The organism is Streptomyces sp. NPDC127038 (genome assembly GCF_042725875.1).
Classification (GTDB): Bacteria; Actinomycetota; Actinomycetes; order Streptomycetales; family Streptomycetaceae; genus Streptomyces.
This window is the reverse complement of sequence record NZ_JBHXDQ010000014.1, coordinates 18,106-43,976: the sequence shown is the minus strand read 5'-3', so window position 1 is coordinate 43,976 and position 25,871 is coordinate 18,106. Positions and strand designations below refer to the sequence as shown.

Below are 25,871 nucleotides of genomic sequence, written 5' to 3'. Positions count from 1 at the left end.
GAGCGGCACGGCCCGGCGGCGCGGCACGAGTGGCACCCCGACCAGGTGTGCCACCGGCGGCACCCGCACGGAGGGCACCCCGCGTCCAGGCCCCCGGAAGCCGACCGGCGAAGGTGCTCGGAACCGGGGTGGGCAGCCGACGGCACCGGGCGGCGCGGGCCCCGGCCGGTCACTACCCTGACGCCATGACAACGGCTCTGATTACGGGATCGACCGCGGGGATCGGTGCCGCGTTCGCGCGGCGGCTGGCGGCGGACGGGCACGACCTCGTGCTGGTGGCGCGGGACACGAAGCGGCTGCTGGAGCAGGCGACCGAGCTGCACGACCGGCACGGCATCGAGGCGGAGGTGCTCACCGCGGACCTGGCGACGGACGAGGGCATCGAGGAGGTCGCCGCCCGTCTGTCCGACCGCAGGAACCCGGTCGACCTGCTGGTCAACAACGCCGGCTTCGGCAACAAGGGCCGCTATCTGGACGTGTCGATGGCGGACGAGCTGAAGATGCTCAAGGTGCACTGCGAGGCGGTGCTCCGGCTGACGTCTGCGGCGGCCGAGGCGATGCGGGAGCGCGGCCGGGGCGGTGTCGTCAACGTGGCGTCGGTGGCCGCGTTCGTGCCGCGCGGTACGTACGGGGCGTCCAAGGCCTGGGTCGTGCAGTTCACCCAGGGCGCGGCGAAGGATCTCGCGGGCAGCGGGGTGCGGCTGATGGCCCTGGCTCCGGGCTTCGTGCGGACCGAGTTCCACGAGCGGGCGGGCATGGGCACGGACAACATCCCGAACTGGATGTGGCTCGACGCCGACAAGCTGGTCGCGGCGGCGCTGGCCGATCTGGCGCGCGGAAGAACCCTGTCCGTCCCGGATCCGCGCTACAAGGTGCTGATGGGCGTGGTGAAGGTGACCCCGCGCGCGCTGCTGGGCGGGATCTCGTCGAAGACGGGACGCAAGTACGGGCCCCAGTGAACGGGTGCGCGCGGCCGGGCCCGGGCTCGCGATGATCGTGCGGTGGGTGGTGCCGCCCCTCCGGTGGGAGGATTGAGGGTGTTTCGACCGGAGTGAGAGCCGGAGGCGGCGCCATGACTTTCGTACAGCTGATTGACGGCAGGACCAGTCGGTTCGACGAGATGAACCGGCTGATGGACACCTGGGTCGAGAAGACCAACGGGAAACGGACCGCGACGCGCGGCGTCGTCGGCATGGACCGCTCCGACGCGAACCACTTCGTGGAGATCGTGGAGTTCCCGTCGTACGAGGAAGCGATGAAGAACTCGAAGATGCCGGAGACGGAGCAGATCTTCCAGGAGATGGTGGCGCTCTGCGACGGGATGCCGACCTTCACGGACCTGGACGTGGTGCGCGACGACCGCCTCTGAGGACGGGAGCCGGTCCGGGCCGCGCGCCCGGGCCGGCCCGCCGCGCGGCTCGGCCCCGGGTGCCGGGGACCGTGGGACAGAACGCACGAGGTCCCCGCTCCTGTCGGAACGGGGACCTCGTCACGTCGTCACACCCGTGCGGGTGTGCCGGCGTTCATGACGTCGGACGTCAGTGGGAGTGGCCGTGGCCGCCGTGGCCGGCGTCGCCCTCGTCCTCGGCCGGCTTCTCGACGACCAGGGTCTCGGTCGTCAGGAGCAGGGAGGCGATGGAGGCGGCGTTCTCCAGGGCGGAGCGGGTGACCTTGACCGGGTCGATGACGCCGGCCTTGACCAGGTCGCCGTACTCGCCGGTGGCGGCGTTGAAGCCCTGGCCCTTGTCGAGCTCGGCGACCTTCGAGGTGATGACGTAGCCCTCGAGGCCGGAGTTCTCGGCGATCCAGCGCAGCGGCTCGACGGCGGCGCGGCGGACGACCGCGACACCCGTGGCCTCGTCGCCGGTCTTGCCGAGGTTGCCCTCGAGGACCTTGACGGCGTGGACGAGCGCGGAGCCACCACCGGAGACGATGCCCTCCTCGACCGCGGCGCGGGTCGCGGAGATGGCGTCCTCCAGACGGTGCTTCTTCTCCTTGAGCTCCACCTCGGTGGCGGCGCCGACCTTGATCACGCACACGCCGCCGGCGAGCTTCGCGAGGCGCTCCTGGAGCTTCTCGCGGTCCCAGTCGGAGTCGGTGTTCTCGATCTCGGCCTTGATCTGGTTGACGCGGCCGGCGACCTCGTCGCTGCTGCCGGCACCGTCGACGATCGTGGTGTCGTCCTTGGTGACGGTCACGCGGCGGGCGCTGCCGAGCACGTCCAGACCGATCTGGTCGAGCTTGAGGCCGACCTCCTCGGCGATGACCTGACCACCGGTGAGGGTGGCGATGTCGCCGAGCATGGCCTTGCGGCGGTCACCGAAGCCGGGGGCCTTCACCGCGACGGCGTTGAACGTGCCGCGGATCTTGTTCACGACCAGGGTCGACAGGGCCTCGCCCTCGACGTCCTCGGCGATGATCAGCAGCGGCTTGGAGGCGTTCGACTGGATGACCTTCTCCAGCAGCGGCAGCAGGTCCTGGATGGAGCTGATCTTGCCCTGGTGGATGAGGATGTACGGGTCGTCGAGGACGGCCTCCATACGCTCCTGGTCGGACACCATGTACGGGGACAGGTAGCCCTTGTCGAAGGCCATGCCCTCGGTGAAGTCCAGCTCCAGACCGAAGGTGTTGGACTCCTCGACGGTGATGACACCGTCCTTGCCGACCTTGTCCATCGCCTCGGCGATGAGCTCGCCGACCTGGCTGTCCTGGGCGGAGAGCCCGGCCACGGCGGCGATGTCGGACTTGTCGTCGATCGGGCGGGCCGTCGCGAGGAGCTCCTCGGAGACGGCCTTGACCGCGGCGTCGATGCCCTTCTTCAGCAGGGCGGGCGACGCGCCGGCGGCGACGTTGCGCAGGCCCTCGCGCACGAGCGCCTGGGCGAGCACGGTGGCGGTGGTCGTACCGTCACCCGCGATGTCGTTGGTCTTGGTCGCCACCTCCTTCACCAGCTGCGCGCCGAGGTTCTCGAACGGGTCCTCGACCTCGACCTCACGGGCGATGGTCACACCGTCGTTGGTGATGGTGGGAGCGCCGAACTTCTTGTCGATGACGACGTTGCGGCCCTTGGGGCCGATCGTCACCTTCACCGTGTCGGCAAGCTTGTTGACGCCGCGCTCAAGGGCGCGACGGGCGTCCTCGTCGAACTTCAGGATCTTCGCCATGGAAGCGGTTCAGCCCTCTCGGAAAATATGGAGAACGAACCGCGCCCCCGGCGCCCGGCGCTGGAATGATCGCGGGTGCCAGGGGCGTGGTTCACTGCAATGCTTGGTGCGGGGTCGCCCGGGGACCAGCCCCGGACTCCCTTACCAGGTGAATTACTTCTCGATGATCGCGAGAACGTCGCGAGCCGAGAGGACGAGGTACTCCTCGCCGTTGTACTTCACCTCGGTGCCGCCGTACTTGCTGTAGAGGACGATGTCGCCGACGGCGACGTCGAGCTCGACACGCTTGCCGTCCTCGATGCGGCCCGGGCCCACGGCCAGGACGACGCCCTCCTGGGGCTTCTCCTTGGCGGTGTCCGGGATGACCAGGCCGGAGGCCGTGGTCTGCTCGGCGTCGAGCGGCTGGACCACGATGCGGTCCTCGAGCGGCTTGATGGCAACCTTGGAGCTGGTGGTCGTCACGATCCGACCTCCCCCTTCGGAGATCTCACGGGGTTAACTGTCTGAGGTGGCGACCAGGTCGATCCGTCGTCGCGGGTGCCGGACCTGCCCGTCGCTACTGGCACTCTCCAGGGGGGAGTGCCAGGCCTGAGACTATGACTGCGATTAGCACTCGGTCAAGCGGAGTGCCAAAGGCGTCGGCGTGGCGTGGGCGGGAAGGTGCCGGATCACGCCGAATGGGCGTCTCGCCGGCAGACCCCCCGGAGAACCGGCAGGCACCGCACCGGCCCCCACGGCCCCCTGGAGAACCGGCCCCCGCGGCCCCTGAAGGACCGGCAGGCGCGCCGCCCCGCCCCGCTCCCCCGGCGGGCCCCTGCTGGTGCTTCTCCTCGTCCGGCGACCTCTAGAGGTAGTTCTCCAGCCGCGCCAGGGTGAAGCCCTCCCGCTGGATCCGCCGGAGCAGCCGCAGGGTGGCGTCCGTGACTCCGGGTTCGCCTGGGCCGGAGAGGATGTCGCCGGGCCGCAGGCGGTGCGCGTCGGCCGTTCTGCCGAGGACGATCGCGGCGACCCCGCAGTCGGCGGCGGCGCGCAGGGTCGTGTCGTCGTACCGGCCGTAGGGGGGCCGCAGCAGCCGGGGCCGGACGCCGAAGCGCCGCGTCAGCTTGTCCTGCTGCCCGCAGATCTCGGCGCGCTGCCCGGCGTAGGGCAGACCGGCCAGGACGGCGTGGTCGAGGGTGTGGTTCTGGACGCTCGCCCCGACGGCGCGCAGCCGGGCGAAGTGCCCGTAGCCGGGTCCTGCGACCCGGTCCGTGAGGAACATGCTGACCGGCAGGCGCAGTTCGCGGACCATGTCGGCGAACCGCGGATCGCGCTCGGCGCCGTCGTCGTACGTCAGGAAGACCACCTTGTCGCGGGTGCGGACCTGGTTCACGACGGGCGGCAGTCCGGTGTCCGCGGTGCGGGCGGTGGTCCGGACGGACACCGCGGGGGCCGGGGCGAGCGGGCTGGCGAGCCCCCAGCGGCGGTACGCCGACTGCGTCGGGTGCACCCGCTGGGCGGCCTTCTTGCCCAGCCGTTCGATGGGGTCGACGGACTGCGCGCAGCCGCCGAGCAGCGCCGCCACGAGCAGTCCGGCGACCGGGACCCGGACCCTCGCCGGCACCCGCATCCGCATCCGCGCCCTCACCCTCACAGGTAGTCCTCCAGGCGCGCGACCGCGTATCCCTTGGCCGTGACGGTCTTCAGGAAGCGGCGGACCATGTCGGGCATGGTGCCGTTCCACTCCTCGCGGCCCTGGAAGTGGGTGAGGACGATGTCGCCGGGGTGCAGGTCCTGGTCCTCCTCGCGGTACTCCCAGTGGTCGACGAAGACCTCCTCGTTCCAGATCGGCGCGTACCGGATGCCGCAGGACTTGGCGGCGCGCAGGGTGTCCTGGTCGTAGTTGCCGTACGGCGGGCGGAAGACGGTCGGGCGCCTGCCGAACTCCTTCTGCATCACGTCCTGCATGCCGCAGATCTCGTGCTTCTGCTGCTCGTAGGAGAGGGCGGGCAGATAAGGGTGGTGCAGGGTGTGGTTGTTGAGGGTGATGCCGCGGTCGCGCATCCGCCGGAAGTACCCGTAGTCGTCCTTGACGAGGAAGTCGCTGAGGAACGCGGTGTACGGGATCTTCAGGTCGCTCATCATCCGCAGGAAGGCGGGGTCCTTCTCGGAGCCGTCGTCGACGGTGAGGAAGACGACCTTGTCCTTGGTGGGGACGGTGGTGAAGACCGGGGGCAGTCCCAGTTCCCTCTGGTCGTCGACCTCGAAGCCCTTGCGTGCCGCGATGCGCGGTTTCCTGGCGGGCGGCGCGGGGGGTGTCAGGGGCACCGCGGTCAGTCCCCAGCGTTTCGCGACGGCGGCGCGCCGGGCCTGGTCCCGGCGGAGGCGGTCGGCGTACGCGGCGAGGGCGCGGGCCGGGCCCGCGGGGAGCGCGGCCCCCCGGGCGTGGGCGGGGCCGTGGGCCGGCTCGGCGCCACCGGCTCCGGGGGCGGAGGCCGTGCCGGCCCCGGCGCAGCCTGAGACGAGCAGGGCGAGGGCGAGCGCGCCGACTCCCCAGCGCGCACCAGCCCCGTTTGCGCCGGTTTTGTAATTTTGTCGTACGGGTCGCATGGAGCCGGATCCTCCCAGCTCAGCGCCCCGCAGCGGCCCCGACACCGCCGCCGGAAGCGCGCCGTCCACCGACTGGCCCACAATGGCCGGGTGAACGACGCCTCCTTCGCCCCCCTCCTCACCGCCGAGGGCCGCGCCCTGCTCGACGAGGTCCGCGCCACCGAACCGGCACAGGAACTGGCCGTCGCCACGCGGCTGCGCCGCGACCACCCGGCCGATCTCGTCTCGGCGGCGCTCGGACAGGCCCGGCTGCGGCAGCGGGCGGTGGCGAAGTTCGGCGCCGAGGACGCCGGACGGATGTTCTTCACCCCGAACGGGGTCGAGCAGTCGACCCGTACGACCGTGGCCTCGTACCGCGCCGAGCGGCTGCGCGCGCTGGGGGTCCGCTCCGTGGCCGACCTGTGCTGCGGCATCGGCGGCGACGCCATCGCGCTGGCCCGCGCCGGGATCCGCGTCCTGGCCGTCGACCGTGACCCGCTGACGGCCGCCGCCGCCCGCGCGAACGCCGACGCGCTGGGACTCGCGGAGCTAATCGAGGTGCGCGAGAGCGATGTGACCGAGGTGGACACCGCCTCGTACGACGCCGTCTTCGTGGACCCCGCGCGCCGGGGCGGCCGGGGCCGGATCTTCGACCCGGAGGCGTACTCACCGCCGCTGTCCTGGGCGGTCGCGGCGGCACGGAAGGCGCCGCTCGCCGCGCTGAAGATCGCCCCCGGCGTCCCGCACGAGGCGGTCCCGGCCGAGGCGGAGGCCGAGTGGATCTCGGACGGCGGGGACGTGAAGGAGGCGGTGCTCTGGTTCGGCACGGAGCCCGGCCTGGTGCGCGCCACCCTGCTGCCCGGCCCGCGCGCGCTGCGCGGCCGCGGCCTGCCGGATCCGGCGGTCAGACCGGTCGGACGCTATCTGTACGAGCCGGACGGCGCCGTCATCCGCGCGCACCTGGTCGCCGAGGTGGCCGAGGACCTGGACGGCGGGCTCGTCGACGAGACGATCGCCTACGTCACGGCGGACGCGCTGCGCCCGACGCCGTACGCCACCGCGTACGAGATCACCGATCGGCTGCCGTTCAACGTCAAGAAGCTGAAGGCGCTGCTGCGGGAGCGTGAGGTCGGCGTGCTGACCGTGAAGAAGCGCGGGTCGGCGGTCGAGCCCGAGGAACTGCGGCGCAAGGTGAAGCCGCAGGGCCCGAACTCCGCGACGGTGTTCCTGACCCGGGTGGCGGGGGCCCCGACCATGCTGGTGGGGGCACCCGCGACTCCGGCCGCCGCGGCACAGGACACCGCGGCGCCGGCTGCCGCCGGTGGACCGTCCTGAGGGGCGCCGGGTTCGGCTCGGCGCCGACGGGGCCCGACCTCACGACCGTCGCGGCCTGACCGCCGTCCGTACGCGGCGCGAAGGTGCTGCTCCGCGTGAGGTCGAGTAGCGAGAGATTCCCGCGGACCCCCTGAGCGTGCAGCCGGTCACCGCGCGGGAGCCTCAAGGCTCCGGCAGGTCACGCGCCCTCGTCTCCAGTAGCTCCCGCTCCCGCTCGTTGCGGGCCAGTGAGGCGGCGCGCCGGAACTCCGCCCGTGCCTCGGCCGTCCTTCCCAGCCGGTCGAGCAGGTCCCCCCGCACGCTGGGCAGCAAGTGGTAGTCCCGGAGCGCGGGTTCGGACGCGAGGCGGTCGACGATGGCGAGCGCGGGTTCCGGGCCCTCGGCCATCGAGACGGCCACGGCGCGGTTCAGCTCGACCACGGGGGACGGGGACCTGGCCGCCAGCAGGCCGTACAGGACGGCGATCCGCTGCCAGTCGGTGTCCTCGTAGGCGAAGGCCTGGGCGTGGCAGGCGGCGATGGCGGCCTGGAGGGCGTACGGTCCCGGGCTGCCCGTCGCGACGGAGTTGGCGCGGCTCAGCGCGGTGTAGCCGCGGCGGATGAGCATGCGGTTCCAGCGGCGCCGCTGCTGGTCCTTGAGCAGGACGGGTTCGCCGCCGGGCCCGGTGCGGGCGGCCGAGCGGGACTCCTGGAGCTCCAGCAGCGCGGCGAGGGCGTGCACCTCGCTCTCCTTGGGCATCAGCTCGGCGAGCACCCGGGCCAGCCGCAGCGCGTCCTCGCACAGCGCGGGCCGCAGCAGGTCGTCGCCCGCGGTGGCCGCGTACCCCTCGTTGAAGACCAGGTAGATGACCTCGAGGACGGACCCGAGCCGGGCCTCGCGCTCGGGTCCGTAGGGGACCTCGAAGGCGACCCCCTTCGCCGCCAGCGTCCGCTTGGCCCGCACGATGCGCTGGGCGACCGTGGCCTCCGGGACCAGGAACGCGCGGGCGATCTCGGACGTCGTCAGACCGCCGAGGAGCCGCAGCGTCAGCGCGATGCGGGCCTCGGCGGACAGGACGGGGTGGCAGGCGGTGAAGACCAGGCGGAGCAGGTCGTCGTCGATGTCGTCCGGGTCGGAGGGTTCGTCGAGGTGGTGCGGCGCGGCGAGCGAGAGGTCCCGCCCGACCTCCTCCAGCTTGCGCGCGTAGCGCTCACGGCGGCGTACGAGGTCGATCGCCCGGTGCTTGGCCGTGGCCGTCAGCCAGGCGCCCGGGTTGTCCGGGACACCGTCGCGCGGCCACTGCTCCAGCGCGGCGACCAGGGCGTCCTGCGCGAGTTCCTCGGCGATGCCGACGTCACGGACGATCCGGGCCACGCCCGCGATGATGCGGGGGGACTCGATACGGAAGATGGTCTCGACGGCGGTGCCGACGCCGCCGGCGGGTGCCGGTGCGGGGTGCTGTTCCACAACCCACCATGAGACACCCACGGCGGCGTCCGGCCAAGGAGCGGTCAGCCCCCGGCGATCTCCCGCACCTCGCAGGTGACCGTCCAGTGCTCCTCGTGCACCTTCAGGAACCGCTTGGTCCACTCCACGGCCTCGGCCATGTCCTTGCACTGCATGATCGCGTAGCCGCCGACGACCTCCTTGGACTCCGTGAAGGGGCCGTCGGTGACGGACAGCTCGCCGCCCGAGTAGTGGACGCGCTTGCCCTGCGCGCTGGGCGTCAGACCCTCGGTCTCCAGCATGACGCCGGCCTTGGTGATCTCCTCGATGAGCTCGCCCATCCGCTGCATCAGCTCGGGGCTGGGGCCTTCGGCGGGCGCGGTGCGCTCGTCGATCTGGACGAGGGAGAGGTAGCGGGGCATGGTGACTCCTCGTGTCTGGGTGTCTTCGGTATCCCGGAGGCGGGCTTCTTCCCGCCTCTCACCTGTGCGTCGAACGACGGACACCGGTTTCGACACCCTCCCCGGATCTCTTCGGATTTCTTTCGCCCGGCGGGGTGAGGGGGTCGGACGGCGGAGCCCCGCGAAGCCCTCGGGTCACGCGAGCGATGCCCAGAGGTCGCTCGCCTCCGGTTCGTCCGCGATCACCCGGTTGTGGTCCGAGGGAGCCGCCACGACCGGCATCATCACCGTCTTGACCTCGTCGGACGAGAGGGACTTCAGGCTCTGGCCGAGTCGCGTCAGTTTGCCGAGCGAGTCCAGTCCCGTGTCCGTCGTGAGGCTGCCGGTCACCGCGTTCGCGACCTCGTAGAGCTTGGCGGGGTCGGTGAGCAGGCCGGCCGAGGAGATCTGTTCCAGCAGCGCCTTGACCAGCTTCTGCTGGAGGCCTATCCGGCCCAGGTCGCTGCCGTCGCCTATGCCGTGCCGGGTGCGGGCCAGGGCGAGGGCCTGCTTGCCGTCCAGATGGTGGGTGCCGGCCTTGAGGTGCAGATGGCTCTTGTCGTCGTCGATGTCCCGGCCTGTGGTGACGGTGACCCCGCCGAGGGCGTTCACCAGCTTCGCGAAGCCCGAGAAGTCGATCTCGATGTAGTGGTCCATCCGGACGCCCGTGACCGCCTCGGCCGTCTTCACGGCGCACACCGGTCCGCCCACCGAGTAGGCGCTGTTGAACATCGCGCCGTAGGCCACCGACGTCGAACCCCCGGACGGCAGCGGGCAGGACGGACGGGTGACCAGCGTGTCCCGCGGGATGCTGACGACCGTGGCGCCCGTGCGCCCCGCGTCGATGTGCACGACCATCGCCGTGTCGGAGCGCGCCCCGGAACTGCTTCCCCCGCCGAGCTTCGCGTTCGCCTTGCCGCTGCGCGAGTCGGAGCCTAGGACCAGGATGTTGAGGGCGCCGCTGGGCAGCGGCGACGCGGACGCCGAGGCCGGGGCGGACGCCTCGGGCGAAGGCGTCACCACCGCCCGCGCCGGCCGGTTGTCCCCGAGCGCGCCGTCGATGTCGACGCTTCTGATGTTCTGGTTCAGATGCCAGTACGCCCAGCCCGCGGTGCCGGCGCCGAGCACCAGCAGCCCCGCCAGGGTGAGGCCGGCGGCCTTCAGTACGCGCGACCGCCGGCCCCGCCGTCCGCTCTCGTCGCCGTTCTCGTCATGTCCGGTCACGGACAGGAACGTAAGTCCGAATTATTAGGGGACTGTTAGGGACGGTGACACGGAACGGTTTTCTTCGGAAAATCTCATTCTTCTCAGCCGAGCGTCACCGTGGGGACCGGATTGGCCCCGCTCCAGGAGGCGTTGAACCCGAACGTCACCGAACCGCCGTCCGGAACGGTCCCGTTGTAGGAGGCGTTGGCGCAGCTCACCGCCGCTCCGGTCCGGGAGCAGTTCGCGTTCCAGGCCTGGGTGATCTGCTGTCCCGCGCCGTACGTCCAGTTCACCTTCCACGAGGAGAGCGCCGCGCCGGAGCAGGCGATGCGCACCTGCCCGGTGAACCCGGTGTTCCACTGGGTCTGGACGCTGTACACCGCCGTGCACCCGCCCGTGGGCGGCGGGGTGGTGGTCCCTCCGCCGAGCGAGGCCGCGATGGCGTCGTAGGCCGGTTTGGGCGCGTAGTTCTCGTCGTACGGGGTCGCCGCGCCGTAGCCCGGGAAGACGTCCGGGATCCAGGAGTCGGAGTCGGTGAAGCCCCAGACGGTCACGCCGTAGCAGCGGGCCACGGCGACGCAGGCGTCGAAGACGGCCTTGTAGTCGGCGGCCTGCTGCGCCAGTTTCGTGCTGTCGGCCGGGAGTTGCATCCGGATGTCCAGCTCGGTGACCGCGACGTCGACGCCGAGGTCGGCGAAGCGCTGGATGTTCTGCTGGAGGGTGCCGGGGACCTGGCCGACGATGAGATGGGCCTGGAGGCCGACGCCGTCGATCGGGACGCCGCGCGCCTTCAGGGACTTGACCAGGTTGTACAGGGCGGTGCTCTTGGCGTTGACGCCCTCGACGTTGTAGTCGTTGATGTAGAGCTTGGCGGCCGGGTCTGCGGCGTGGGCCCAGGTCAGCGCCTGGGCGATGTAGTCGGAGCCGAGGCCGTTGTACCAGAGGGTGGAGCGGTAGGTGCCGTCCTCGTTGAAGGGTTCGTTGACCACGTCCCAGGCGGCCAGTTTGCCTTTGTAGCGGGTGACTTCGGTGGTGATGTGGTCCTGGAGCAGGCCGCTCAGCTCAGCCGTCGTCCAGGTGCCGTTGGTCAGCCAGGTCGGGTTCTGGCTGTGCCAGACCAGGGTGTGACCGCGTACCTGCTGGTTGTGGGCCTGCGCGAAGGCGACGATCTGGTCGGCCTCGGCCCAGTTGTAGCTGCCCCGGGTGGGTTCGACGGTGCCCCACTTCATCGCGTTGCCCGGGGTCAGCGAGCTGAACTGGCCTCCGGCGAGGTCGCCGTAGGTCCCGGTCAGCTTGGAGCCGGTGACTGCCGTGCCGATGGCCTTGCCCTTGGCTGCGGCGAGGTCGCGCAGCGGGGCTCCTGCGGCGTGGGCCGTCGTGCCGGCCGCCAGCAGGGTGGCCACGGTCACGGCTCCGGCGAACAGGGCGGCGGCGCGGCGGCGTAAGGGGCGGAGTCTGTTCACACGGGTTCGGGAGGTTCTCATGGCGGGTGCCTCCGAAAGTTTCGGTCGTCCAACCGATTGACTTCGCAGGAGTGTGGAGGGGGACGCCCCACCCGTCAATACGGCCTCCTGACCCCGGGTCGCCCCACCCCACTTTTTTCGCCCCCTCCGCCCCTACCCGACCCGTACCCAGGGGCTCCGCCCCCGGACCCCCGCTCCTCAAACGCCGGAGGGGCTGAATGTCCCCCGGAACCCAAAGGACGGGCCGGAGAGGGCCACCCCCGGGGCTCCGCCCCGGACCCCGCTCCTCAAACGCCGGAGGGGCTGAATCTTTCCCCGCGCCGAAAGGTGACCCGGCCGGCCTGAACCTTCCCCGGCCGGAGCTGAAAGGCGGCCGAAACAGGCACGCACCCGCAGTCGGCATCGCACCGTCGGGGCCGTGCCGGTACATCGATGGCCGTCGCCACCTACGCCCACACCTCACCCAACGGCGACGGCCTGATGCACCGGCACGGACCCGACCCACCCACCGGGCCGAAGCCGGAGCCCGCAACACCGGCCTCACGCCGAAGGCGCCCCCGTGCTGCTCCGCACGACCAGACTCGTCGCCAGTTCCATCCGCGTCCCCGCCGAGGGCCGCTCCTGGCGGCTCAGGTCGAGCACCAGCTTCGCCGCCGCCTCGGCCATCTCCGTCAGCGGCTGCCGCACGGTCGTCAGCGGCGGCCCCACCCAGCGGGCCACCGGCAGATCGTCGAAGCCGACCACACTCAGGTCCTCCGGAACGCGCAGCCCGAGCTCGCGGGCCGCCTCGTACAGACCGAGCGCCTGGAGGTCGTTGCCGGCGAACACGGCCGTGGGCCGGTCGGGGCGGCGCAGCAGGTCGAGGCCGAGGCGGTAGCCGGCCTCGTGGTGGAAGTCCCCGGCGACGATCAGCGAGGGATCGACGGGCACCCCGGCCGTCTCCAGCGCGGCCCGGTAGCCGTCCACCCGGGCCCGGCTGCACATCATCCGCGAGGGCCCGCTGATGGCGCCGATCCGGGTGTGGCCGAGTTCGACGAGATGCCGGGTGGCGGCGAGGCCGCCCTGCCAGTTGGTGGCACCGACCGAGGGCACGTCGACGCCCGGGTCGCCCGCCGGGTCCATCACCACGAACGGGATGGACCTGCTGGTCAGCAGGGCGCGCTGGGAGTCGTCGAGGCCCGAGAGGACGAGGACCACGCCGTGCGGGCGGCGGGCGGCGACCTGGTCGGCCCAGGTCCTGCCGGGGGTGAGCCGCCCGGCGGACTCGGAGAGCACCACGCTGAGCCCGGCCTCCCGGGCGACGTTCTCCACCCCCCGGATGACCTCCATCGCCCAGGCGCTCTCCAGCTCGTGGAAGACCAGGTCGATCAGCGGTGAGCGCGAAGCCTCGGCCCGGCGGCGCCGGTAGCCGTACGCGTGCAGCAGCTCCTCGACACGGGAGCGCGTCGCGGGGGCGACATCGGCACGGCCGTTGAGCACTTTCGAAACAGTCGGAGCCGACACCCCGGCCTCCCGGGCGATCTCGGCCAGCGTCGCCGTCTGTGCTTCTGCGGACTTCCCAGGCTTCATGGCGGCGATCGTATCTCTGCGCGACCTCTTGACGGACCCACCGGATCGCCTTACGTTCCCGGAACATTCGAAAAATAACTCGAAACATTCGCGATGGATCATCGGCGATCCTTCGCGCCTACCGAGAGGTGCCGTCCTATGGAGTCCCACAGCAGACGTTGGTTCCTCGGCGCGGGCACGGTCGCGCTGGCCTCTGTCGGCGGGCTCACCGCCTGCGGCTCCGGCAGCGGCTCGGGCTCCGGCGGAACGCTCACCGCGTTCGTCTACGGGGACGACGCGGCGAAGATCCAGGTCAAGTCGGTGAACCGGTTCAACGCCTCGGCCGCCGCGAAGAAGGCCAAGGGCACGATCAAGCTCCAGAAGGTGCCCGCCACCGACTACCCGGCCAAGCTGCGCACGGCGATGGGCTCCCCCAACGCGCCCGACGTGTTCTTCAACTGGGGCGGCGGCTCCATCAAGGCCTACCGGGAGGCCGGCCAGCTGGTCGACCTGACCGACGTCATCGCGTCCGACCCGGTGCTCAAGAGCGGATTCCTGCCGTCGGTGCTGGCCGCGGGCGGCCTGGACGGCAAGAACTACGGCGTGCCGATGCGCGGCATGCAGCCCGTGATCCTCTTCTACAACAAGTCCGTCTTCCAGGAGCACAAACTCCAGCCGCCCACCACCTGGGCCCAGTTGCTGGACGTCAACGCCAAGCTGAAGAAGGCGAACGTCACCCCGTTCGCGCTCGGCGGGGCCGACATCTGGCCCGAACTCATGTGGCTGGAGTACCTGGTCGACCGGATCGGCGGCCCCCAGGTCTTCGAGAAGATCAAGAACGGTGACGCCTCGGCCTGGGGCGACCCGGCGGTCCTCAAGGCCGCCCAGACGGTCAAGCAGCTGATCGACGACGGCGCCTTCGGCAAGGGCTACAGCTCGGTGGGCTACGGCAACGGCGGCGCGCCCGCGGTCTTCGCCAAGGGCAAGGCGGCGATGCACCTGATGGGTTCGTGGGAGTACTCCACGCAGCTCGGCAAGTTCCCCGACTTCGCGAAGAACAACCTGGGCTGGTGCGCCTTCCCGCAGATCGAGGGCGGCGCCGGCGACATCCGCAACGTGGTCGGCAACCCCACCAACTACTGGTCGGTGAACGCCCACACCTCCAACAAGGACGCGGCGATCGCCTTCCTGCGGGACTCCGCCTCCCTGGCGTACACCAAGGAACTCATCGCCAACGGCGACGTCCCGGCCACCTCGAACGCGGCGACCCTCCTGGACGCCTCGCCGAACCCGGAGTTCGCCAAGTTCCAGTACGAGATGGTGCAGAAGGCCCCGGCGTTCACCCTGAGCTGGGACCAGGCGGTCGACCCGAACGTGGCGACGCCGATGCTCACCGAGGTCAACAAGCTGTTCGTGGGCAAGTCCTCGCCGGAGCAGTTCGTGGCGGCGCTCAAGGAGCTGAAGTGAGCGTCCCGCAGATCAAGGGCGGCCCGCGTCGCGACGCGGGCCGCCCCCGCTCCGCCCGGCGGGGCAGGGCCGGCCGCCCGAGCGCGGTCCTGGCCCTTCCCGGCGTCCTGTTCTTCGCGTTCTTCGCCCTGGCCCCGATGGTCCTGGCCTTCTATCTGTCGTTCACCACGTGGAACGGCCTGGGCGACCCGCGGCCGGCCGGTCTGGCCAACTGGCGCAAGCTGCTGAGCGACGACCGGCTGGGCCAGTCGCTGACGGTCACCGTCGCGCTGACCGTGGTCAGCTGGGCGTTCCAGACGGTGATCTCGCTGCTGCTGGGCGTCTGGGCGGCGGGCAGGCAGCGCAACCGCGCGGTGCTCTCGGCGATCTTCTTCGTGCCGTTCCTGCTGTCGTCGACGGCGATCTCGCTGCTGTTCTACGCCCTGCTCGACCCGAACTTCGGCATCATCCACCGCGACACCCTGGGCACGACCAGCGGCGCGTTCCTCGCGATCGTGTTCGTCGGCGGCTGGCAGTTCATCCCCTTCCACACCCTGATCTACCAGGGCGGGGCACGGCAGATCCCCGAGGTGCTCTACCAGGCGGCGGCGATCGACGGGGCCGGACGGCTGCGGCAGTTCTTCTCGATCACCCTGCCGCAGCTGCGCAACACCGCTACGACGTCGAGCGTGCTGATGATCGTCGGTTCGCTGACGTACTTCGAGACGGTCCTGATCCTCACCCAGGGCGGTCCGGGCACCGACACGGCGATCCTGCCGTACCTGATGTACGAGGCGGGCTTCAAGAGCTACGACTTCGGCTACGCGAGCGCCGTCGCCTCCTTCCTGGTGCTCGCCGCGACCGCGTTGTCCCTGCTGATGGTGAAGCTGTCCGGCTTCGGCGCGATGCGCAGCACCCGGGAAGGGATGTGACGGCATGTCACACGACACCTTGTCCCGTCCCGTGAGGACGGACTCCGCCCCGGCCGCCGAGCGGCCCGCGCGCCGCCGCCGGCCCTGGTCCCGGCGTGCCAACCCGCTGGCCGGCGCCGGCGCGCTGCTCTGGCTGGCGGTCGTGATCGTCCCGATCTACGCGATGATCTCGGCCTCGCTCACCCACCAGGACGAGGCCCTGGGCCACAACGCCCTGAGGCCGCCGTCCCATCCGACCCTGGACAACTACAACACCGTCCTGCACAACGGCTTCGGCCATCTGCTGTGGAACACCGTGCTGGCGGCGGCCGGGGTCGTCCTGATCGTCCTCGTGCTCTGCGTCCCGCTGTCCTACGTGGCCGTGCGGACCCGCGGCGTCTGGTCGGGGGCGGCCTTCCGGCTGTTCCTCCTCGGCGTGGCGATCCCGGCGCAGGCCGTCGTGGTGCCCCTCTATCTGATGATCGCCAAGCTGAACCTCTACGACAGCCTGCTCGCGATCGTCCTGCCGACGGCCGCGTTCGCCATGCCGGTGTCGGTACTGATCCTCACCGGCACGCTGCGGGACATCTCGGAGGAGCTGTACGAGGCGATGGCCCTGGACGGCGCCTCCACCACGCGCATGTTGTTCCAGCTGGTCATCCCGATGGCCAAGGGCGGCATCAGCACCGTCGTCATCTTCTCGGCGCTCCAGGCCTGGAACGGCTTCCTCTTCCCGCTGATCTTCACCCAGTCCGACGGACCGCGGGTGCTCACCCTCGGCCTGTTCAACTACGTGAGCGAGTTCGGCGTGAACATTCCCGCGATCCTCGCCTCGGTCGTCCTCTCCGGCGTCCCGATCTTCGTCGTGTACCTGGTGGCCCGCCGCGCGCTCGTCGGCGGCCTCATGGGCGTGGGCGGCAAGTGAACGTGTACGACCAGGGGCGCCCGAACCCCCTTTTCCCCGACAGGAGTTCCATGACCACCGCTCCCTGGCGCGACACCGCCCTGCCCGCCGCGACCCGCGTCGACGACCTGCTCTCCCGGATGACCCTGGAGGAGAAGACCGCCCAGCTGTACGGCGTATGGGTGGGCGCCGACACGGACGGCGGCGGGGTCGCCCCGCTCCAGAGCGAGATGTCCTCCTCGTACGACTGGGACGAGCTGATCACCCGCGGCCTCGGCCAGCTGACGCGCTCCTTCGGCACCGCCCCCGTGGACCCGGCGCTGGGCGCGCAGGCACTGGCCCGCGCCCAGCGCCGGATCACCGAAGCAGGCCGCTTCGGCATCCCCGCGGTCGCCCACGAGGAGTGCCTGGCGGGCTTCACGGCCTGGCGGGCGACGGCCTACCCGGTCCCGCTGTCCTGGGGCGCCGCCTTCGACCCGGACCTGGTGGAGGAGTTGGGCCGGCGCATCGGCGACGACCTGCGCTCGGTCGGCGTCCACCAGGGCCTGGCCCCCGTCCTGGACGTGGTCCGCGATCTGCGCTGGGGCCGGGTGGAGGAGACGATCGGCGAGGACCCCTACCTGGTCGGCACCGTCGCCACCGCCTATGTGCGGGGCCTGGAGTCGGCCGGGATCGTGGCCACGCTCAAGCACTTCGCCGGGTACGCGGCCTCGGCCGGCGCACGGAACCTGGCACCGGTGCGGGCCGGCGTGCGCGAGCTCTCCGACATCACCCTGCCGCCGTTCGAGATGGCGCTGCGCGAGGGCGGCGCCCGTTCGGTGATGGCCGCCTACAACGACATCGACGGCGTCCCGGCCTCCGCCGACCCCTCCCTGCTGACCGAGCTGCTGCGCGAGGAGTGGGGCTTCACCGGCACGGTGGTCTCGGACTACTTCGGCGTCGGCTTCCTCCAGAGCCTGCACCGGGTGGCGGGCAGCGAGGCCGAGGCGGCGCACAAGGCGCTGGAGGCCGGCATCGACGTCGAACTGCCGACCCTGAAGTGCTACGGCGAACCGCTGGTGGCCGCCGTCCGCGCGGGCACCGTCGCCGAGTCGCTGATCGACCGGGCGGCCCGCCGGGTGCTGCTCCAGAAGTGCGAGCTCGGCCTGCTGGACGAGGACTGGCGGCCGGAGACCGGCCGCCCGGTCGACCTGGATTCCGCGGGCAACCGGGCGCTCGCCCGCAGGCTCGCCGAGGAGTCGGTGATCCTGTTGGACAACGCCGACGGCGTGCTGCCGCTGGCCCCGGACACCCGGATCGCGGTGGTCGGCCCGCGCGCGGACGACCCCCTCGCGATGCTGGGCTGCTACTCGTTCCCCTCGCATGTGCTCACGCACCACCCCGAGGTGCCGACCGGTGTGGACATCCCGACCGTGCTCGACGCGCTGCGCGCCGAACTGCCGGACGCCAAGGTGACGTTCGCGCAGGGCTGCGGGGTCTCGGAGCCGGACCGGTCCGGGTTCGAGGAGGCGGTGGCACGGGCCGCCGAGGCGGACGTGTGCGTGGCGGTGCTGGGCGACCGGGCCGGGCTGTTCGGCCGGGGAACCTCGGGCGAGGGCTGCGACGTGGCCGACCTCGGGCTGCCCGGCGTGCAGGGCGAACTGCTCGACGCCCTGGTCGCCACGGGGGTCCCGGTGGTCCTGGTGCTGCTCACCGGCCGCCCCTACGCGCTGGGCCGCTGGCGTGAGGGTCTCGGCGGCGTGGTCCAGGCGTTCTTCCCCGGCGAGGAGGGCGGGCCCGCGCTGGCGGGCGTGCTGTCCGGCCGGGTCGGCCCCTCGGGGCGGCTGCCGGTGAGCGTGCCGCGCGACCCGGGCGGCCAGCCGTGGACCTATCTCCAGCCGCCGCTCGGCCTGAAGGGCGAGGTCAGCAATCTGGACCCGACGCCGCTGTACCCGTTCGGCCACGGCCTCTCGTACACGACGTTCGCCTGGGAACCGGACGAGACGCCGGAGGCCGGGATCGGCACGGACGGTTCGTACGACGTGGCGGTGACCGTCCGCAACACCGGCGACCGCGCGGGCGCCGAGGTCGTCCAGCTCTATCTGCACGACCCGGTGGCCTCGGTGACCCGCCCCGACGTACGGCTGATCGGCTATCAGCGGCTGGAGCTGGCGCCGGGCGAGGCCCGCCGGGTGACCTTCCGCTTCCACGCGGACCTCTCGGCGTTCACCGACCGCGCCGGCACCCGGATCGTCGAACCGGGCGCCCTGGAGCTGCGGCTCGCCGCCTCCGCCACGGACGTGCGCCACACCGCCCGGCTGCACCTGACCGGTCCCGTACGGCGGTTGGGCACCGACCGGCGCCTGCGCTGCGAGACCGAGGTCGAGCGGGTGTCCTGACCGGGTTCGGGCCGGTGTCTCCCGTGCGGACACGGAAGACACCGGCCCGGTACCGGGCGGTCAGCCCACCGACTCGAAACGCCACCGGTGCACCGCCCGGGACACCAGCTCCCCTTCCGGATCCGGCAGTTCGGGAAGCTCGGCGTGGAACTCCGCGTCCCACCAGGTGATGACGAGCACCCGGTCCTGGGGCGCCCGCAGGACCTCCTGCCGCACCGGCCGCCCGGGGACCTTCTGCTCCCGCACCCAGGCGAGCAGGTCCTCGCCCCGGCCTGCGACGGCCCGCGCCTCCCACATCACCGCGACGGTCACGGGTACAGGTTCTCCTTCGCCACCTCGTGCACGTGATCGTGGTCGTGCGCGTGCCCGCGCCCCGGCACGTGCGGGTCCGTCACCGGCAGCGAGGAGTCCGCCGACAGGTCCCAGTCGGAGGCGGCCCGGTTCCGGGCGACCATCTCGGCGCCCAGCGCGGCGACCATCGCCCCGTTGTCCGTGCACAGCTTGGGCCGCGGCACCCGCAGCCGGATCCCGGCGGCCTCGCAGCGCTCCTGGGCGAGCACCCGCAGCCGGGAGTTCGCGGCCACGCCGCCGCCGATCATCAGATGGTCGACGCCCTCGTCCTTGCACGCGCGGACGGCCTTGCGGGTGAGCACGTCCACCACGGCCTCCTGGAAGGACGCGGCCACGTCGCGCACCGGCACCTCCTCCCCCGCCGCCCGCTTCGCCTCGATCCAGCGGGCCACGGCGGTCTTGAGACCGGAGAAGGAGAAGTCGTACGCCGGATCGCGCGGACCGGTGAGACCGCGCGGGAACGTGATGGCGTTCGGGTCGCCCTCCTTGGCGTACCGGTCGATGACCGGGCCGCCGGGGAAGCCGAGGTTCAGCACCCGGGCGATCTTGTCGAAGGCCTCGCCGGCCGCGTCGTCGATGGTCGCGCCCATCGGCCGTACGTCGGAGGTGATGTCGGTGGACAGCAGCAGCGAGGAGTGCCCGCCGGAGACCAGCAGGGCCATCGTCGGCTCCGGCAGCGCGCCGTGCTCCAGCTGGTCCACACAGATGTGGGAGGCGAGGTGGTTCACGCCGTACAGCGGCTTGCCGAGCGCGTACGCGTACGCCTTCGCGGCCGAGACCCCGACCAGCAGCGCCCCGGCGAGCCCGGGTCCCGCGGTGACCGCGATGCCGTCCAGGTCCCTGGCCGACACCCCCGCCTCCTTCAGCGCCCGCTGGATGGTCGGGACCATCGCCTCCAGGTGCGCCCGGGACGCGACCTCGGGCACGACCCCGCCGAAGCGCGCGTGCTCGTCGACGCTCGACGCGATGGCGTCGGCGAGCAGGGTGTGGCCGCGGACGATGCCGACGCCGGTCTCGTCGCAGGAGGTCTCGATGCCGAGGACGAGGGGTTCGTCAGCCATGGGTCTCTGTTCCTTGTACGGAGGTCGATGGGTCGTGCAGCCGCATCACCAGGGCGTCGATGTTCCCCGGCTGGTAGTAGCCGCGCCGGAAGCCGATGGGCTCGAAGCCGAAGCGCTCGTACAGCTTCTGCGCGCGGACGTTGTCCACGCGGCACTCCAGCATCACCTCGGCGCACTCGAAGTCGCTCGCGGCGCGCAGCAGTTCGGTGAGCAGCCGGCCGCCGAGGCCGGTGCCCCACTGGTCCCGCCGCACCGCGATCGTCTGCACGTCACCCAGGTCTCCCGAGGCGGCGAGCCCGGCGTAGCCGACGAGCAGGTCGCCGTCGGAGGCGACCAGATAGCGCCGGCTCGCCTCCGGCCCGCGGGAGTGGGCCAGTTCGGACCAGAACATGCCCCGGGACCAGGCGTCCACGGGGAACAGTTCCTTCTCCAGCTCCAGGACGGGATCGATGTCCCACCAGCGCATCTCGCGCAGCACGACGGTCACTTGGGGGTGACCACCTTGTAGTTCTTGGGCACCTGGGCGTCCGGGCGGCGCAGATAGAGGGGTCTGGGCGGCTCCAGCTCCTCACCCGCGGCGAGCCGTTCGGCGGCCAGGGAGGCGAGGGCGGCGGCCGAGACGTTCTCGGGCGCGCGGGCGTCCTTGAACGTGTCCGGGTAGAGGAGGGCGCCCGCGCCGACGGCGGGCAGCGCGGCGACCGCCTCGTCGATCTCGGCGGGACGGTCCACGGCCGGCTCCGACAGCCGCGTACGGCGGTCGGCGTAGCGGGCCCAGTAGACCTCCTTGCGGCGGGCGTCCGTGGCGACGACGAACGGTCCCTCCACGTCGGCCGCGTGGGCGAGCCCGTCGAGGGTGCACACGCCGTGCACGGGCACGCCGAGCGCGACCCCGAAGGTGTCGGCGGTCATGAGGCCGACGCGCAGCCCCGTGTACGGGCCGGGGCCGACGCCCACGACGATGCCGGTGACGGCGTCCAGTCCGAGGCCTGCCTCGGTGAGCACCCGGTCGACTGCCGGCAGCAGCAGCTCTCCGTGCCGGCGCGCGTCCACCTGGCTCGACGAGGCGATGACGGACGTGCCGTCGTGCAGGGCGACGGTCACTGCGGGGGTGGCGGTATCCAGAGCGAGCAAGAGCACGCAAACAGCCTACGGCGCCGGAGCCCGGAGCAAGGCCGCCCGGGACTCCCGTCCCTCGGCTGCTACCGTCAGCGCAAGGACGTACGAAGGTGGAGAGGTGGGCACACAAGGTGGCTAGGAGCAGCTCGGGAATCGTGGCCGGGCTCACCGTGGCGGCGCTCGCGGCAGTCGGCTTCCTCGCCTTCCAGGCACACGCGAACGTTCCGGACGACCTGGGCAAGCCGAGCGGAACCGTTTCGGCCAAGGCTTCCGCCCCCAAGACGCCCAAGGCGGCCAAGAAGGACCCGAACGCGCTGCCGGTCCCGTCCGGCACCGGTGCGCGGGTCGTCTACTCGCTCGGCACCGACCGGGTGTGGCTCGTCGGCGCGGGCAACAAGGTGAAGCGCACTTTCAAGGTCACCCCGGGCACGGTCGACCCGGCCGTCGGCTCTTACGCCGTCACGTCACGGACGGGCCTGACCCCCGGGTCCGACGGCACGCAGATCGAGCACGTCGTACGGTTCACGCAGGTCAGCAGCATCGCCATCGGCTTCAGCGCCGCGGTGGACGGCACCACGGAGGCGCCGGACCCGGGGAAGAAGCTCGGCGGCATCCGCGCCACGCGGGCGGACGGCGACGCGATGTGGGCGTTCGCCACCGTGGGCGCCAAGGTCGTCGTCGTCAAGTGACCTGCGGGGCCCCATCGCACCGCCGAACTCCACGCCCCCGACCGCCGCTGTCCTGACTCCGCGGCCGTCCCGGCAACCGGGCCTCGGCGTCGGCCGCCTCAGGCCGCCCTGCGGGGGCGTTCCTCGGTGACCGGTTCGCCCAGGGGCGGGGCGGGCGGCCTGGAGACCGCCTCGGCCATCGCGCACGCCGCCAGCAGATCCCGCATCGCCACCCCGGCCGTGGCCGGCGGCGCGGCCGGCACGTCACGTTCTGAAGCCGGCACTTCAGCCGACTCTGCTGCCGACATGGACGCCTCCTCGGGCTTCGGGGGCAAGCGTGGTTAGGTAGACCTAACCACGTACTGATGTCCATGTGACCACGGCCGGGACACGGAACGCAATATTTTGCCGACGACCTGTCGGAAACGTTGGCCGAATGTACGAGCGAGGGACGCCGTCAGGCCGCGAGCACCGTCAGGTCGGCGGCCGCCCAGCGCCGCCCGAGTCCCGTGACGGTCACGTGCCGCACCTCGTCGGTGGTGTCGCCGACGGCCCGGTGGATGACCACGTGCAGCCGGTCGTCGGTCAGCTCCTCGACCTTGCCCTCGCCCCACTCCACGACGATCACGGAGTCGGAGAGCGAGACGTCGAGATCGAGGTCCTCCATCTCGTCGAGCCCGCCGCCGAGGCGGTACGCGTCCACGTGCACGAGCGGCGGTCCGTCGCCGAGGGAGGGGTGGACGCGGGCGATGACGAAGGTCGGCGAGGTGACGGCTCCGCGCACGCCGAGCCCCTCACCGAGTCCGCGGGTCAGCGTGGTCTTGCCCGCGCCGAGCTCGCCGTTCAGCATCACGAGGTCGCCCGCGCGCAGCAGCTTGGCCAGTCTGCGGCCCAACTCCTGCATCTGTCCGGGCGAGTTGACGGTGATCTGCGCGCCGACGCCGTCCTGGGCGGGCTCAGCCGGGTTGTGCGCTGCTGCTGGTGCTTCCATAAGGGCCCACGGTAGCCCCTGCCGGCACGGCTCCGGCGCGCACGAGGAGGTCGGCGAGGCGGTCTATGACGACCTCGGGATGTTCCAGCATGACCAGATGTCCCGCGTCGGGGACGAGGACCAGCTCGGCGTCCGGCAGCAGGTCGGCGATGGCCTCGCTGTGCTCGCTGGGCGTCACCAGGTCCTTGACCCCGGCGAGGACGAGGACGGGGAGCTCGGCGAAACGGGCCAGGGCGGCGGTCTTGTCGTGCTCGGTGAACGCGGGGTAGAACTCCGCGACCACGTCGATGGGCGTGCCCTCGATCATCCGTTCGGCGAACCGCTCGACGGCCGGATCGACGTCCCGGCTGGCGAACGAGTACCGCTTGATGACCCCGGCGAACAGATCGGCCGTGGCCCGCCGTCCCCGCTCCACCAGGGCCGCCTGCTGCCCGAGCGCCTTCAGCACCCCGGGGAGCACGCGCCGCACGGCGGCGACGCCCGCGACGGGGAGCCCGAAGTTGACCTCGCCGAGCCGGCCCGACGACGTACCGACGAGGGCGACGCCGACGACCCGGTCGCGGATCAGCTCGGGGAACTGCTCGGCGAGCGCCATGACGGTCATGCCGCCCATGGAGTGCCCGACGAGCACGATCGGGCCCTCGGGCACGGCCGCCTCTATGACGGCGAGCAGGTCGCGGCCGAGCTGGTCGATCGTGACCGGCTTGCGGTCCTCCAGCTGGGCCACACCCCGACCGGAACGGCCGTGGCTGCGCTGGTCCCAGTGGACGGTGCGGACGACACCGCGCAGCGCCGCACGCTGGAAGTGCCAGGAGTCCTGGTTGAGGCAGTAGCCGTGGCTGAAGACGACGGTGACGGGGGCGGGGGCCTTGCGGCCGAAGAGCCGGCGCCTGCGCGGGGCGAGCGAGGTCTCCGGCTCGGCCTCGTCGACCTCGTAGTACAGCTCGGTGCCGTCGTCCGCGTACGCCTTGCCGGGCGTTCCGCGCAGCGTGCCGTACGGGCCGGTCGAGTCCAGGGCGAGCCGCGCCTTCTTGCGCATGCCCCGCCCGACCGTGAGCCGCTCGATCGCGACCCCGGCCGCGGCGCCCGCGGCGACCACGCCTATCGCGGCCCCGGCGACCGAGGCCCTGCGCCAGTTCCCGGCGGAGGCGGCGGCCGAGGCCGCGCTCACGACGGCCTCCGCGCTGGTCTCGCTCACGTCCCGCTCCTCTTCGCTCCGGCCCTCGGCTGTCGGCTGTCGGTGTGGCTGTGGGTGTCGGCTGTGGCTGTACGCGCGCCGGATGCCGCCCGGCGCCGTTCGCCCGCCCGGTCCCGCGCGCCTGTTCGGCTAAGGGGTGTTACCCGCCTTGTTCCTCTTTCACTTTCCCGTAGACGCGCGGAACGCGGGTTCCGATGCGTGTCACGATCTCGTACGCGATCGTGCCCGCCGCGCGCGCCCAGTCCTCGGCGGTGGGCTCGCCTCCGTCGCCGGGCCCGAACAGGACCGCGCGGGCTCCGGGTTCCGGCTCGTCGCCGCCGAGGTCCACGACGAACTGGTCCATGGCGACCCGGCCCGCGACGGTACGCCACTTGCCGCCGACCAGGACGGGGCCCGTACCCGAGGCGTGCCGCGGGACGCCGTCCGCGTAGCCGACGGGGACGAGGCCGAGGGTGGTCTCGCCCGGGGTGACGTAGTGGTGGCCGTAGCTCACGCCGTGACCGGCCGGTACGTGCTTGACCAGGGAGAGCGAGGCGCTCAGCGTCATCACCGGGCGCAGTCCGAAGTCGGCGGGGGTGCCGAGCTCGGGGCTCGGCGAGATCCCGTAGACCGCGATGCCGGTCCGTACGAGATCGAAGTGGCTCTCGGGGAGGGTCAGGGTCGCGGGCGAGTTGGCGATGTGCCGCACCTCGGGGCGGACGCCCTGTTCCTCGGCGTACGCGACCATCTCGCGGAAGAGCGCGAGCTGGGCCCCGATCGAGGGGTGGCCCGGCTCGTCGGCGCAGGCGAAGTGGGACCAGAGCCCGGTGACGGTGATCAGTCCGCGTGCCTCGGCGGCCAGGGCCTCGGCGACGAGCTCCGCCCAGTCGGCGGGCTGGCAGCCGGCCCGTCCGAGGCCGGTGTCGGCCTTGAGCTGCACCCTGGCCGGCGTTCCGACGGCCTCGGCGGCCGCCACGGCCTCCCTGAGCGCCCACAGCGCGCTGACCGAGACGTCGATGTCGGCCTCGATCGCCTCGGCCCAGGGGCCGCCCGGCGTCCAGAGCCAGCACATGACACGGCCCGGCAGACCGGCGGCCCGCAGGGCGAGCGCCTCCTCCGGGGTGGCCGTGCCGAGCCAGGTGGCACCCGCCTCGCGCGCGGCGCGGGCGCACTGGACCGCGCCGTGGCCGTACGCGTCGGACTTGACCACGGCCATCAGGGCCGCGGTCGGCGCGTGGGCACGCAGGGCCCGCACGTTGGCTCGCAGGGCGGCCAGATCGATCTCGGCGCGGGCGCGCAGGGGCGCGGTCCGCGGGTGTGCTGTCTCTGTCATCGCGCCCCAGTCTCTCAGAGGCGCACGGCAGCCCTCCGGCACCGGTCCCCGGTCCACACCATGGGCCCACCCCGGGTACTCACCGATTCCCGCCCTGGTCCGCCCCTAGGTCCGCCCCGGGACCGCCCCGGGACCGCTCTGGGAACCGGCCGGACTCGCCGCCTGGACCGGCCCGGGGCCACCCGGGAACCTGGGCCGGGGGCGGGGGCGGCCGAGGACGGGGCCCGGGGTTCGGGCCCAGGGTGGTCGGGACCCGGGGCGGCCGGGACCCGGTGGCCCGATCCGGGGGTTCGGGTTCGGATCCGGGCCGCGGGTTCGGGCCCAGGGGTGGGCCGGTCCGAGGTGGACCGGTCCGGGGTCGGGCGGGGCGCGGCCCTTGTCCGGGG

24 protein-coding genes and 1 pseudogene are annotated in these 25,871 nt (G+C 72.0%); 8 read left to right on the top strand and 17 right to left on the bottom strand.

Translation table 11 applies throughout. The features are described from left to right. Nucleotides 1-185 precede the first annotated feature (185 nt). The gene (locus tag ACFWI4_RS13490; protein WP_387194772.1) at nucleotides 186-959 is read left to right on the top strand and encodes an SDR family NAD(P)-dependent oxidoreductase; all 774 of its coding nucleotides are present in this window, start codon (nucleotides 186-188) and stop codon (nucleotides 957-959) included. A 113-nt stretch (nucleotides 960-1,072) separates the two neighbouring features. Further along, nucleotides 1,073-1,366 (top strand): annotated as a pseudogene (locus ACFWI4_RS13485) (ester cyclase); the annotation flags it as partial. Nucleotides 1,367-1,538: 172 nt separating this feature from the next. On the opposite strand, the gene groL reads toward ACFWI4_RS13485, so the two are convergent. The 4 genes from groL to ACFWI4_RS13465 form a co-directional block, all read right to left on the bottom strand. After that, a complete protein-coding gene (gene groL, locus ACFWI4_RS13480) occupies nucleotides 1,539-3,164 on the bottom strand; it encodes a chaperonin GroEL (protein WP_385404941.1) in 1,626 nt (541 codons plus the stop codon). 153 nt (nucleotides 3,165-3,317) lie between these two features. Next, nucleotides 3,318-3,626 (bottom strand): co-chaperone GroES, encoded by a 309-nt coding sequence (gene groES / locus ACFWI4_RS13475; RefSeq protein ID WP_266761820.1) that lies wholly within the window; start codon nucleotides 3,624-3,626, stop codon nucleotides 3,318-3,320. A 382-nt stretch (nucleotides 3,627-4,008) separates the two neighbouring features. Continuing rightward, nucleotides 4,009-4,779 (bottom strand): polysaccharide deacetylase family protein, encoded by a 771-nt coding sequence (locus ACFWI4_RS13470; protein WP_387194768.1) that lies wholly within the window; start codon nucleotides 4,777-4,779, stop codon nucleotides 4,009-4,011. 14 nt (nucleotides 4,780-4,793) lie between these two features. Continuing rightward, nucleotides 4,794-5,753, bottom strand: coding sequence for a polysaccharide deacetylase family protein (locus tag ACFWI4_RS13465; RefSeq protein WP_387194765.1), 960 nt, complete (start codon nucleotides 5,751-5,753; stop codon nucleotides 4,794-4,796). Nucleotides 5,754-5,843: 90 nt separating this feature from the next. On the opposite strand from ACFWI4_RS13465, the gene ACFWI4_RS13460 reads away from it, so the two are divergent. After that, on the top strand, nucleotides 5,844-7,067 hold the full coding sequence (locus tag ACFWI4_RS13460; protein ID WP_387194762.1) for a methyltransferase domain-containing protein: 1,224 nt from the start codon (nucleotides 5,844-5,846) through the stop codon (nucleotides 7,065-7,067). A 162-nt stretch (nucleotides 7,068-7,229) separates the two neighbouring features. On the opposite strand, the gene ACFWI4_RS13455 is transcribed toward ACFWI4_RS13460, so the two are convergent. The 5 genes from ACFWI4_RS13455 to ACFWI4_RS13435 form a co-directional block, all read right to left on the bottom strand. Then, nucleotides 7,230-8,513: an RNA polymerase sigma factor gene (locus ACFWI4_RS13455; protein ID WP_387194759.1), complete on the bottom strand. Its 1,284-nt coding sequence runs from the start codon at nucleotides 8,511-8,513 to the stop codon at nucleotides 7,230-7,232. A 44-nt stretch (nucleotides 8,514-8,557) separates the two neighbouring features. Further along, nucleotides 8,558-8,914 (bottom strand): YciI family protein, encoded by a 357-nt coding sequence (locus ACFWI4_RS13450; protein ID WP_339130971.1) that lies wholly within the window; start codon nucleotides 8,912-8,914, stop codon nucleotides 8,558-8,560. 174 nt (nucleotides 8,915-9,088) lie between these two features. Beyond that, nucleotides 9,089-10,156 carry an LCP family protein gene (locus tag ACFWI4_RS13445; protein ID WP_387194755.1) on the bottom strand — a complete coding sequence of 356 codons (1,068 nt, stop codon included), beginning with the start codon at nucleotides 10,154-10,156 and terminating at the stop codon, nucleotides 9,089-9,091. A gap of 83 nt (nucleotides 10,157-10,239) precedes the next feature. Next, nucleotides 10,240-11,622 (bottom strand): endo-1,4-beta-xylanase, encoded by a 1,383-nt coding sequence (locus ACFWI4_RS13440; protein WP_387194751.1) that lies wholly within the window; start codon nucleotides 11,620-11,622, stop codon nucleotides 10,240-10,242. A gap of 519 nt (nucleotides 11,623-12,141) precedes the next feature. Next, nucleotides 12,142-13,170: a LacI family DNA-binding transcriptional regulator gene (locus tag ACFWI4_RS13435; RefSeq protein WP_387194748.1), complete on the bottom strand. Its 1,029-nt coding sequence runs from the start codon at nucleotides 13,168-13,170 to the stop codon at nucleotides 12,142-12,144. 138 nt (nucleotides 13,171-13,308) lie between these two features. Here ACFWI4_RS13435 and ACFWI4_RS13430 point away from each other — a divergent pair, with 138 nt between their 5' ends. The 4 genes from ACFWI4_RS13430 to ACFWI4_RS13415 are packed head-to-tail and all read left to right on the top strand — an operon-like array spanning nucleotide 13,309 to nucleotide 18,788. Continuing rightward, on the top strand, nucleotides 13,309-14,616 hold the full coding sequence (locus ACFWI4_RS13430; RefSeq protein ID WP_387194745.1) for an ABC transporter substrate-binding protein: 1,308 nt from the start codon (nucleotides 13,309-13,311) through the stop codon (nucleotides 14,614-14,616). Continuing rightward, the gene (locus tag ACFWI4_RS13425) at nucleotides 14,613-15,527 is read left to right on the top strand and encodes a carbohydrate ABC transporter permease (protein ID WP_385404899.1); all 915 of its coding nucleotides are present in this window, start codon (nucleotides 14,613-14,615) and stop codon (nucleotides 15,525-15,527) included. The genes ACFWI4_RS13430 and ACFWI4_RS13425 overlap by 4 nt, the downstream gene beginning before the upstream one ends. Before the next feature lie 4 nt (nucleotides 15,528-15,531). Next, the gene (locus tag ACFWI4_RS13420) at nucleotides 15,532-16,431 is read left to right on the top strand and encodes a carbohydrate ABC transporter permease (RefSeq protein WP_387194741.1); all 900 of its coding nucleotides are present in this window, start codon (nucleotides 15,532-15,534) and stop codon (nucleotides 16,429-16,431) included. A 50-nt stretch (nucleotides 16,432-16,481) separates the two neighbouring features. After that, entirely contained in the window at nucleotides 16,482-18,788 is a 2,307-nt protein-coding gene (locus tag ACFWI4_RS13415; protein ID WP_387194738.1) for a glycoside hydrolase family 3 N-terminal domain-containing protein, read from the top strand. Between the two features lie 60 nt (nucleotides 18,789-18,848). Here ACFWI4_RS13415 and ACFWI4_RS13410 read toward each other — a convergent pair whose 3' ends face one another. The 4 genes from ACFWI4_RS13410 to tsaB are packed head-to-tail and all read right to left on the bottom strand — an operon-like array spanning nucleotide 18,849 to nucleotide 21,337. Continuing rightward, nucleotides 18,849-19,100 carry a hypothetical protein gene (locus tag ACFWI4_RS13410; protein WP_387194735.1) on the bottom strand — a complete coding sequence of 84 codons (252 nt, stop codon included), beginning with the start codon at nucleotides 19,098-19,100 and terminating at the stop codon, nucleotides 18,849-18,851. Beyond that, on the bottom strand, nucleotides 19,097-20,200 hold the full coding sequence (tsaD, locus tag ACFWI4_RS13405; protein ID WP_387194732.1) for a tRNA (adenosine(37)-N6)-threonylcarbamoyltransferase complex transferase subunit TsaD: 1,104 nt from the start codon (nucleotides 20,198-20,200) through the stop codon (nucleotides 19,097-19,099). The genes ACFWI4_RS13410 and tsaD overlap by 4 nt, the downstream gene beginning before the upstream one ends. Then, on the bottom strand, nucleotides 20,193-20,666 hold the full coding sequence (gene rimI, locus ACFWI4_RS13400; protein ID WP_385404909.1) for a ribosomal protein S18-alanine N-acetyltransferase: 474 nt from the start codon (nucleotides 20,664-20,666) through the stop codon (nucleotides 20,193-20,195). The genes tsaD and rimI overlap by 8 nt, the downstream gene beginning before the upstream one ends. 17 nt (nucleotides 20,667-20,683) lie before the next feature. Continuing rightward, nucleotides 20,684-21,337: a tRNA (adenosine(37)-N6)-threonylcarbamoyltransferase complex dimerization subunit type 1 TsaB gene (gene tsaB / locus ACFWI4_RS13395; RefSeq protein WP_385404886.1), complete on the bottom strand. Its 654-nt coding sequence runs from the start codon at nucleotides 21,335-21,337 to the stop codon at nucleotides 20,684-20,686. Between the two features lie 110 nt (nucleotides 21,338-21,447). Here tsaB and ACFWI4_RS13390 point away from each other — a divergent pair, with 110 nt between their 5' ends. Next, nucleotides 21,448-22,005: a hypothetical protein gene (locus tag ACFWI4_RS13390; protein ID WP_387194729.1), complete on the top strand. Its 558-nt coding sequence runs from the start codon at nucleotides 21,448-21,450 to the stop codon at nucleotides 22,003-22,005. A gap of 98 nt (nucleotides 22,006-22,103) precedes the next feature. On the opposite strand, the gene ACFWI4_RS13385 is transcribed toward ACFWI4_RS13390, so the two are convergent. The 4 genes from ACFWI4_RS13385 to alr form a co-directional block, all read right to left on the bottom strand. Continuing rightward, complete coding sequence (locus tag ACFWI4_RS13385) at nucleotides 22,104-22,292, bottom strand: hypothetical protein (protein ID WP_387194726.1); 189 nt, start codon at nucleotides 22,290-22,292, stop codon at nucleotides 22,104-22,106. A 149-nt stretch (nucleotides 22,293-22,441) separates the two neighbouring features. Further along, nucleotides 22,442-22,975, bottom strand: coding sequence for a tRNA (adenosine(37)-N6)-threonylcarbamoyltransferase complex ATPase subunit type 1 TsaE (tsaE, locus tag ACFWI4_RS13380; protein WP_387194723.1), 534 nt, complete (start codon nucleotides 22,973-22,975; stop codon nucleotides 22,442-22,444). Beyond that, nucleotides 22,941-24,173: an alpha/beta fold hydrolase gene (locus ACFWI4_RS13375; RefSeq protein ID WP_385404874.1), complete on the bottom strand. Its 1,233-nt coding sequence runs from the start codon at nucleotides 24,171-24,173 to the stop codon at nucleotides 22,941-22,943. The genes tsaE and ACFWI4_RS13375 overlap by 35 nt, the downstream gene beginning before the upstream one ends. A gap of 139 nt (nucleotides 24,174-24,312) precedes the next feature. Beyond that, nucleotides 24,313-25,485, bottom strand: a complete 1,173-nt coding sequence (gene alr / locus ACFWI4_RS13370) for an alanine racemase (protein ID WP_385404872.1) — start codon at nucleotides 25,483-25,485, stop codon at nucleotides 24,313-24,315. Nucleotides 25,486-25,871: the final 386 nt, after the last annotated feature.